Origin of the sequence: uncultured Jatrophihabitans sp. (genome assembly GCF_964244045.1) — a bacterium.
Classification (GTDB): domain Bacteria; phylum Actinomycetota; class Actinomycetes; order Mycobacteriales; family Jatrophihabitantaceae; genus Jatrophihabitans.
Genome location: NZ_CAXTHK010000052.1, coordinates 1 through 8,009, shown reverse-complemented (window position 1 = coordinate 8,009; position 8,009 = coordinate 1). Strand labels below are relative to the sequence as shown.

The following is an 8,009-nucleotide window of genomic DNA, read 5'->3' as shown; positions in this document are numbered from 1 at the left end:
CGATTTGAGGAACCACTTGCAGGAGCTTGACCAGGTTCTGCGGTCCGAAAGAGAGTGGCAAGCTCCTGCTCGCTAGGCCGCGGGACTAAGTGATGCATGCCGCGTCGGAGCGGTGCTGACGGCCGGGCCGCCGTTTCGGGGTCAGGTGAGCAGTTCGGCGGTTCGTTGCGCGGCCGGGCTGTCGAATGCAGACTCCATCTTTGAACAAGCCGAACGGGTGAGCCCGTTGCGCGTTGCGACCTCACGCCACGTGTTGACGGCAGATCGGACCTCGCGTAGCACTTGAAGCGCGGCATCGTCACGAAGTCGGTACAAAGCAGCGGTCGCGAGCAGGGCGTCGATGTCTGCCAGGGTGTCGCCGTCGATCGCCGTCGAGAGGTGCCTGGGGCCGTGTTGCGGGGCGGGATTGAGATCGAAGGCTGGCGAGAGTTCCCAGATATCGGACGTCACGTGGACGAACGCGTGGTTGCGTAGATGGTCGTCGGTGTTAGAGATCAGGATCGAGAATGCGATGCGACGGAACAGTTGCTGGAGTTCGCTGGTGGCCGCGCGGCTGCGTTCCTCGATGAGTTCAGCAAGCTCGAGATAGCTGCCTAGCTCGCCGTCTGTGCGCTCAAGCGCGGTCATCGCCGATTGATATCCGCGGCGGCGTCCATCAGCCAGACGGTCGAATCGATCAACGATCAGGACGTCGCGGCCCGCGATGGAGACGAGCTGGTTGTCCGGGACGCTGATGCCAGCCAACGCAGCAAGATCGAGTGCCGTTTTCTCCCACGCCATGACGTTCCACTCGTCACTCGGGCTGGGGAACTTGGCGATAGCAATCCGTCCGTTGGTGTCCAACACGTGCGCCTTGGGCCGCGCGCCGCCGAGACTGGAGCCGTTACGCAGCAGAAGCGCGAGCGACTGCGGATCGCCGTCATCGTCACCGGAGAGGCCGTCAGCAGCCGACAGCAGGCTCGGCAGATCGGTCAAAGCTGGAATACCGAGCGTGTCACGTTCGAGGAACGTTCCGTCGCGTTGGTAACGGATAGCTCCTTGACGCAGGTCGTCGCGGACACGGATGAGCAGGTCGAACTCGCCGAAGCTCTTCTCGGCCCGTGCCGCGGCGGTGGCTGCGTGCCTCTCGGTGCGTTCGATCAGCCGGCGGCCCCACCGGTCAGGGCAGGAATCAGCGAACGCCCCGAACAGCCTCTGGTTGGTCGGTGTCTGCAGGGTCCCGGACACTCGGGGTAGGGCTGGATCCAAGGCGTAGGCCGCCCTGTTTGTTAGGTAACCGGTGTCGTAGCTGAAGGATGCCGATTCTGTTCGGCCGCGGCGGTGGGAGAAGAGCCGCCCAGCGAGCGTCGCGACGCCAACAAGGTCGACCCAGACCTGTACATCGGATGCTCGGCCGGTGGTTGTTCCGGGTGCGCTCGTGGCCCGTGCCTGCGCTGGGGTCACGACTGCTCTGGGTAGTCACTACGCCGGCGCACGCGCTGCGGAAGCTGTTCCTCAGCGCGTAGGCGCCCTACGTCGCTGCGGTAGGGGTCCAGAGACCCGACGATGTCATCGAGCACACCTAACGCACGGGCAACTCGGAGCAGCGCTTCCAGTGACGCGCCGTGGCCAGTTTCTAGGCGCAGCACCGTGCTACGGGCCACGTCGGCACGTTCGGCGACCTCGATGACGGTCAGTCCCCGGAGCCGTCGCCAAGTGCCGAGGTGCTCTCCAATACCGGTCAGCGCACGACGGACGGGCGGCGGCACAGCCTTGCCAGGCGTGGACTTCGCCGTAGCGCGTCCTGTAGCCATTCGAGGTCACCGCCTTGATCTGAGCAACAACTCTGTACGGGTCGAGGCCTCGCGGCAGGAGCGAGATACCACCCATGCCTACCGTGACCGTCAGGACCTAGCGTAGAGCTAAAGTCTCAGATTTGAAATCTAAAAGCGTTTTAGGTGTCAGACTTGAAACTTTTAAGACAGCGGCCAGTTGGGCCATGCGGGGCCATAGGCGGCGAGTGAACGGGCAGGAAGGCCGCGTACGGCGCCATACCCACCGACTAGGCTCGGGCGACGCGCTCAAGAGACAGCGAAGGACGCGCGCGTCGCCCGAGCCTAGTCGGTGGGTCCGACAACGGTGGTCGCGTCTCGGCGTGTCGTTGCCGTCTCCAGCACCCGGGCCGGGACGCCTCACGTGAGTTAGCTATCGGATCCAGCGGCGCTATCCGAGCGGCGTGGTGGTGCCGGGTGGATGACCGGCAGCTGCGTTGGCTCCCCGGTCGAGTCCGGAACGTCAGCTGCGGTGCGGAGCGACCCATCGCCACAACAGCGGTACCCGAACCAGCCGACCAAGCGAAAAGTTGCACTTACGGCGCGATGATGGACCTATGCCGCTGCTCTTCACCGAGGACCTGATTGCCTCGATGCGACAACGCTTCTCAGCCCTGCCCGAACCCCTGCGCCCTTCGATCTGGCATCACGCTGTCCACCCACTGCACGCCGACATGCGGGCGTGGCTTGAAGGTCATCTGGCCTCGCTCGACGACAACGTCCGTGACCAGTTCCTCAGCCGTCTCCGCTCGGAGCAGCTATACACGCAGGCGCTCGCCGAGATCGCCACCGCGCACGTGGTCACGCAGCCCGGCTACGCCGTGGAGTACGGGCCTGAGATCGACGGGCTCACCCCGGACCTGCGAGTCACTGATCCCTGCGGGCGACCGTTGCTCGTCGAAGTGTGGCGACGCGGAGTTCCGCAGGCAAGCACAAGACGCAACAACGGGTGGGCACAACTGGCGAGAGCAGTGCAACGCATTCCCGTGCCACTTGCCATCGCCGTCGACTTGTCAGACCGGCCCAGCGCACAACCACAGGCGGTTATTGACCCACCGGACGATGCAGCCCGACGAACACTGGTGGCCGTGCTTCGGGACTGGCTGACCAGCCGAACCGATAGCGACTCCGGAATGCTGGTCGTGGATCACTTACGATTCCGCGTCGTCGGCACCACAACCAGTGGACGCACCGAACTTCTGCCCGTGACCGACGGGGTGAGCGCGCGCCGAGAAGATGTCGTGCACGCCATAGAAGCCAAGGTCAAGAAGTACCGCCGCATCGCCGAGCGCTACGACCTGCCACTGCTCATCGTGCTCAGCGCCGACGACGGCACCGCCCTGAACGTTAGACAAGTCGAAGACATCCTTGCCGGCCAGAACTCGATCACGATGACCATCCCACAATGGGGTCTGGGCGTAATCGACTCCGGACCCATCAAGATGCGCCAGAGCGACGCGCCACCGAAATTCAATGCCGCCCTGTCAGGGATCGGATGGCTCGACATCCGCGACGGCGTGCACGCACAGATAGAGATGATCTGGCAAAACCCGGCAGCCGCTCGCCCAGTCGAGCCTCTGCCGTAACCGCACCTACCGGCTCAACCCTTCGGGAATGTCTGCGAGCTGCTGGATGATCCAGCGCGAATCTATGAGCGTCGCAAGCGCGTCTCTACTTCAAGCATCGCCAGACGAAGCTGGCCACGGCAGCAATCATCGACAGCGCACTGGTGACGGCCAGGCTCCCGACGCGGACGTCGGTACTGGTGACCATCTCGCTGAACCAGAACGTCACCGCCGAACCGGCGAGAGTGCACAAATATGCAACCACCAGCGTGATCACAGTGCCGAACGTAGTGAGTGTCGTCGAGGCCAGGAAACCGTCGCGTGAACGCACGTGATGATGCACAATGAGCCAGGCGGCCGGCGCGCAGATGAGCGCGAGAAAAAGGCGTGCAGCGCGCCGGTGGGTTGCTGGCGGGTGCCAATGATGGAGGCGACGATCCCGATCCCGCCGAGAAACGGAGATGACCCGATAGACACGGCGGCCCGTTGTCGCACCGACCACGCGATGCGAGCGTCAGCTTCAGCAGTCATCGCCCCTATCTCCTGCCCGCGGGCTTTCGCCTTCACATCGAAGCCGCTCATCGGCTCCGGATGCCGAGTCAACGCTGCAAAGGCCGCTGCGGTTCCTTGACGGGGTCTGAGAGTCACGCTCAGCCCTCGTCGCGCCGCCGCAACGTTGGAAAAGTAGACGGTCTGACGCGTGGACATCAGCGAGGTGCGCAGCGGTGCCTGATCGAGGAGCAACCATCTCGTCAGGTCGCGGAACTCGATCTGCGCCTGCGATGTCGCGCCGGCACCGCGCTTCGCGATCACAGTCTCACCGTCCAATGTCACGTGGCGGACGACCGTGGCGTCGAGCGCGAATGCGCTACACCGTCTCGGCTACGAGCTGACTACCGGACTCGGCGGGCGGTACGAGTCCGTCCGGCGGAGCGCCGTCCCTGGCCACCCTCCGAGCACTGCGAGCCTTCGGTCGGACATTTCCGCCGCAGCTGATCTACTCAGGTGTCGAAGCGGCGTAAGACGGGCGCCGACAACCTGGCAGACGCGAAACCTCGACGGCCAGATGCGAAGCTTGTTCTCGTGGCATCGAGTTCCCCGATTAAAGACAATGGCGACAACTGCCGAACGCCAGACCAACCTTCTCCCGTGGTCCGACGCAAAGGAGCCGCACGAGACAAGGCGGCACGGCTGAACGCCGACCGTAACGCGGTGGATGATGCGCAATCGTGGCTTGAACACGCCCGCTGGCTCTATGAGGACCAGCGATTCCGGTTCGACGCTCTAGGCCGGCAGGCGACGGCAGTTCTGTCCGTGGCGGGCGTGCTCCTGGGTCTGCTCGCCAGCGGATTCGTCGCGACCCAGAGAGGCAATCACGGAGGCCGCTGGCTGCTCGTCTCCGCGATCATCTGCGACTTGCTGGCTGCAGCCGCAAGCGTCGTGGCGTTAACACCCCGGAGGACCACGTCGGTGAACATCGAAGAAAGCAGACAGCTTTGGCAGCAAAGCGTCGCCCGACGCGCACACGGGCGCGAAGTCGGGTTCACCGACGCCGCCGGCATGACAGAGTCCATCCTTCACGGCGGGCGGCAGAACGCCGCGACGAGCCCCGGACCCCTTGCTGGTCTTGCGGCCGCCGTGACGAAGCGCGGCTGGACAGTCGTCGCATCCTCGATCACGCTCGCAGCGTCGATCGCTCTCGTCGGGGCATACCTGATAGACAAAACGCTATGAGCGATCCCAATAACGACGAACAAGCCCCAGCCCAAGACGACGAGCCGGAACCGGCAGAGATGACCGGCGAGGAGGAAATGGAGCTGCTCGGGCACCACGAGCCCGGCGACGAGTTCAGCGGCAGCAACCCGATGCATCCGCGTGACATCGGCACCGAAGATCGCTGATCGCTCCTCGACCGGCGCCGAAATTGCCGCGTGCTTTCGCTGGGTGCGGCGGGTGCCGGCATGACCTGCCCACGTGAGAAGAACGAGTCATAGACCGGCAATGGCGCATCTACCTGCGATAGGCGTCCTCGAGCAGCGCTGTGACCTTCGTTAGGAACGGCGCGTTGTCGACTTCGACCGCGTCGACACGTGACGCTGCAGCGCGTTCATCGACCGCCTGCAGCTGCAGAGTGCGGCGGATAGCGGCCCTCGCCTGGTCGAGTGGCACACCAAAATGCATCACCCACGCAGCTGTTGAATCAGCGCCGAACTGCTCGAGGCTCTTGACGCCGCGCTCCACATGGAGGAGATCGTCGCGGTCGACGGCGATAGCTCGCGCGACGGACTCGACCGCTTCGCCCGCCTCCCGGCGGGCGAGGAACAGCAGGCGCGGCAGCGGGCTTGCGTCGTCACGACGTTTTGACAACGCACGCTGCGCGGCCTCGACCAGACGGGCCCGCGCTTCCGGCTCGATGCTCACCGCGTCGGCGGTTAAATCAAGCAAAAGCTCACTCGCCTCACCGGAGAGCATGTCGTGACCGGCGGCCGCCAACGCCGCCGTCACCGGCGACTCAGCGGGCTCAGAGGCGTCCGCCTCCACCGTCTCGAGGTCAGCTAGTGGGTCGTCGCTCAGTATCTGTTGGATGCGGTCTTGCGGGCTGTCGGGTCTGCTCATGCCTGCTCTCCTCGAAGTTCGGCCGGGGTGCGAGGGTCAGCGACCAACAGCGCCTTAAGTCGCATTCTCGCTCGGTGATGACGTTGCCTACAAGCGGGGACGCTGATGCCCAACACCGACGCTGTCGTCTCGATCGAGCGACCCTCCATGTCTCGCAGCGCGAGAATTACCTGATCTCCCACCCTCATGGTGGGCACGACCTCGCGCAGCACGTCAAGTAGCGGTTTGGGCGGCGCCGAGTCCGGTGTCCCCGTGAGGTCAGCTCGGGCAGGTATCCGGTCTCGCAAAGAGTCGCCATCTGGATCCTCGGCGTCGAGACTGACCAGGCGGAGATGGCCTCGGCGCCAGTCTTGTGCCGCGTGCACGATGAAGGTTCGAAGCCACGACTCGAACCGGCCGCGGGATGGATCAAACTTGTCGATCTTTCGTACTGCTGTCTCGACCGCTATCTCGACGGCGTGTTCGCGGTCGGTGTCAGACAGATCCGGGGCAATGGACTTGGCGAAGCCAAGCATCCGCGGGCCGAAGACGCTGACGAGGAACGCTGCCGCGAAGCTTTGACCCTCTCGTGCCGCCTGAATTAGTTCGTCGTCGTTCACGGCCCGCGCCTTTCTCGTCGACTCTCCGTCAACTTCTTACGGGCAGGTGTGACAGGCGGTGTCGTCATGACGTCAGTTCGCGAACGCAACCGGGGACGCTGGAGAACTGATGGACGCCACGCGCAGTTCGCGGGTGTCGGGGCCGAACACGCCGACGGTGCTCGGCGTTCGCCAGGCAAGCGGCCTTCGGTCCCTGGCGTGATCGGTCGAGTCGATCACAACTTCGCCGATGACCGCTCGGCGTCCTGCGCGTCGCAACGATCGGTCGACGAGTTCGACGATCCACACCCATCGGGACATCGGTGTTCGACGCAGCGTTGCTGCCTGCTCGTCGAGAACGCCTCGTGCGCGCAGTCCTGCCTTGAAGTCGTTGGAGAGCATCGCGGTCGTGCGCAGCGCATGGCTCGACCTGTCGACAGGCCCACCCTCGCGGCCGAAGATCAGTCGCAGCCAGAGGTCGCCGAGAACTTCTGCTTCCTCGGCTGCCACATACAGTTTCGCGGGTAATGGAACGATGAAGAATTGCCATGGGGTGTAGGTGTCGACGCCGAAGTCGGGCACAACCTGGTAAGGGCCTGCCTCGTCGTCCTGGCGGATGAATTCGATCCGCTCGTCGGGTGTTCCTTCGTCTGTGCGCCGGTAACCGACGAGAACGAATGCGTGGCCCCGCCCGGCGACGATGACCGGCAACCCGCTATTGAGGTAGCGGCAGGCGATGCGCTGTAGCGTTTCGTGCCCCGGCAGGTGCCGCAGGTCGTACACCAGCGGCGGCAGCCCGAGCCGGGTGGCGGCGGCGGACATCTGTGAAATTGTCAGGCCCGGTGACGGGACGACCCGGCCGGCGGCGCTCTCCAACGGCACCGCATCGACGATGTCGTGCGAGAGTCGCCGCGGCGCGCCCCATCGAAGATGGTGATGACGCGCAACGACCCACAGCGCTGCATGCGCGCAGCGCAGCAACTGCGCGTCCTGGGCAAGGAACGGCGCCCCTCGGATGCTGTGCTGCTCACCGAACAGGTTGACCCGGTCGGTAGCGATGCACGTGACATGCCCGCTCAGGTATGGCGGGGGAGCAAGGAGGACGCGGCCCACGGGGGCGCCGGGGACCGGCCGGAGGACGAGGTACCCGAGGTAGGTGAGGCCCTCGAAGGTCAGCGGGACGTTGGGGTCGCGCGCTCCTTCGGTGATGGTCTCGGCGAAGAAGTGGATGCGGTGAGCGACGGAAGGGTAGCGGCGGAAGGTCGTCGAGTAGAACCGGCTGTGTTCGTCCCGGTAGTCAGCATCGACGTATCGGAACTCAACAACCGCCGTCTGGGCACCCAAGTTGTAGGCCTGCGCGAGGACTTCGCTGAGGACTACCTGGCGGGACTGCCCCCGGTTCGGTTGACTCCTTGCCTGTGAGGATTGCTCCTCGCTGG

Annotated in this window: 10 protein-coding genes and 1 pseudogene; 3 read left to right on the top strand and 8 right to left on the bottom strand. The window is 64.7% G+C overall.

Annotated elements, in window-relative coordinates; translation table 11 throughout:
- Positions 1-141 precede the first annotated feature (141 nt).
- From ACFFC4_RS21000 to ACFFC4_RS20990, 3 genes and pseudogenes are all read right to left on the bottom strand, one after another.
- Positions 142-975 carry a type II toxin-antitoxin system HipA family toxin gene (locus tag ACFFC4_RS21000; RefSeq protein WP_375504525.1) on the bottom strand — a complete coding sequence of 278 codons (834 nt, stop codon included), beginning with the start codon at positions 973-975 and terminating at the stop codon, positions 142-144.
- Between the two features lie 84 nt (positions 976-1,059).
- Positions 1,060-1,443: pseudogene (locus tag ACFFC4_RS20995) on the bottom strand (HipA N-terminal domain-containing protein); the annotation flags it as partial.
- Entirely contained in the window at positions 1,440-1,793 is a 354-nt protein-coding gene (locus tag ACFFC4_RS20990; protein WP_375504517.1) for a helix-turn-helix domain-containing protein, read from the bottom strand. The pseudogene ACFFC4_RS20995 and the gene ACFFC4_RS20990, both read right to left, overlap by 4 nt.
- Positions 1,794-2,368: 575 nt before the next feature.
- On the opposite strand from ACFFC4_RS20990, the gene ACFFC4_RS20985 reads away from it, so the two are divergent.
- Positions 2,369-3,397: a hypothetical protein gene (locus tag ACFFC4_RS20985; RefSeq protein ID WP_375504515.1), complete on the top strand. Its 1,029-nt coding sequence runs from the start codon at positions 2,369-2,371 to the stop codon at positions 3,395-3,397.
- An 85-nt stretch (positions 3,398-3,482) separates the two neighbouring features.
- Here the strand turns inward: ACFFC4_RS20985 and ACFFC4_RS20980 are convergent, their stop codons facing one another.
- The gene (locus tag ACFFC4_RS20980; protein ID WP_375504513.1) at positions 3,483-3,653 is read right to left on the bottom strand and encodes a hypothetical protein; all 171 of its coding nucleotides are present in this window, start codon (positions 3,651-3,653) and stop codon (positions 3,483-3,485) included.
- Positions 3,650-4,189 carry a hypothetical protein gene (locus ACFFC4_RS20975; protein ID WP_375504511.1) on the bottom strand — a complete coding sequence of 180 codons (540 nt, stop codon included), beginning with the start codon at positions 4,187-4,189 and terminating at the stop codon, positions 3,650-3,652. Before ACFFC4_RS20975 ends, ACFFC4_RS20980 begins: the two co-directional genes overlap by 4 nt.
- Positions 4,190-4,588: 399 nt before the next feature.
- On the opposite strand from ACFFC4_RS20975, the gene ACFFC4_RS20970 reads away from it, so the two are divergent.
- Complete coding sequence (locus tag ACFFC4_RS20970) at positions 4,589-5,110, top strand: hypothetical protein (protein ID WP_375504509.1); 522 nt, start codon at positions 4,589-4,591, stop codon at positions 5,108-5,110.
- Positions 5,107-5,277, top strand: a complete 171-nt coding sequence (locus ACFFC4_RS20965) for a hypothetical protein (RefSeq protein ID WP_375504507.1) — start codon at positions 5,107-5,109, stop codon at positions 5,275-5,277. The genes ACFFC4_RS20970 and ACFFC4_RS20965 overlap by 4 nt, the downstream gene beginning before the upstream one ends.
- Positions 5,278-5,386: 109 nt before the next feature.
- Here ACFFC4_RS20965 and ACFFC4_RS20960 read toward each other — a convergent pair whose 3' ends face one another.
- The 3 genes from ACFFC4_RS20960 to ACFFC4_RS20950 all read right to left on the bottom strand — a co-directional run.
- Positions 5,387-5,992, bottom strand: a complete 606-nt coding sequence (locus ACFFC4_RS20960; RefSeq protein ID WP_375504505.1) for a hypothetical protein — start codon at positions 5,990-5,992, stop codon at positions 5,387-5,389.
- Positions 5,989-6,591: an RNA polymerase sigma factor gene (locus ACFFC4_RS20955; protein ID WP_375504503.1), complete on the bottom strand. Its 603-nt coding sequence runs from the start codon at positions 6,589-6,591 to the stop codon at positions 5,989-5,991. The genes ACFFC4_RS20960 and ACFFC4_RS20955 overlap by 4 nt, the downstream gene beginning before the upstream one ends.
- Positions 6,592-6,663: 72 nt before the next feature.
- Positions 6,664-8,009 (bottom strand): hypothetical protein (locus ACFFC4_RS20950; RefSeq protein ID WP_375504501.1); only part of this gene is annotated, 1,346 nt, incomplete at its 5' end.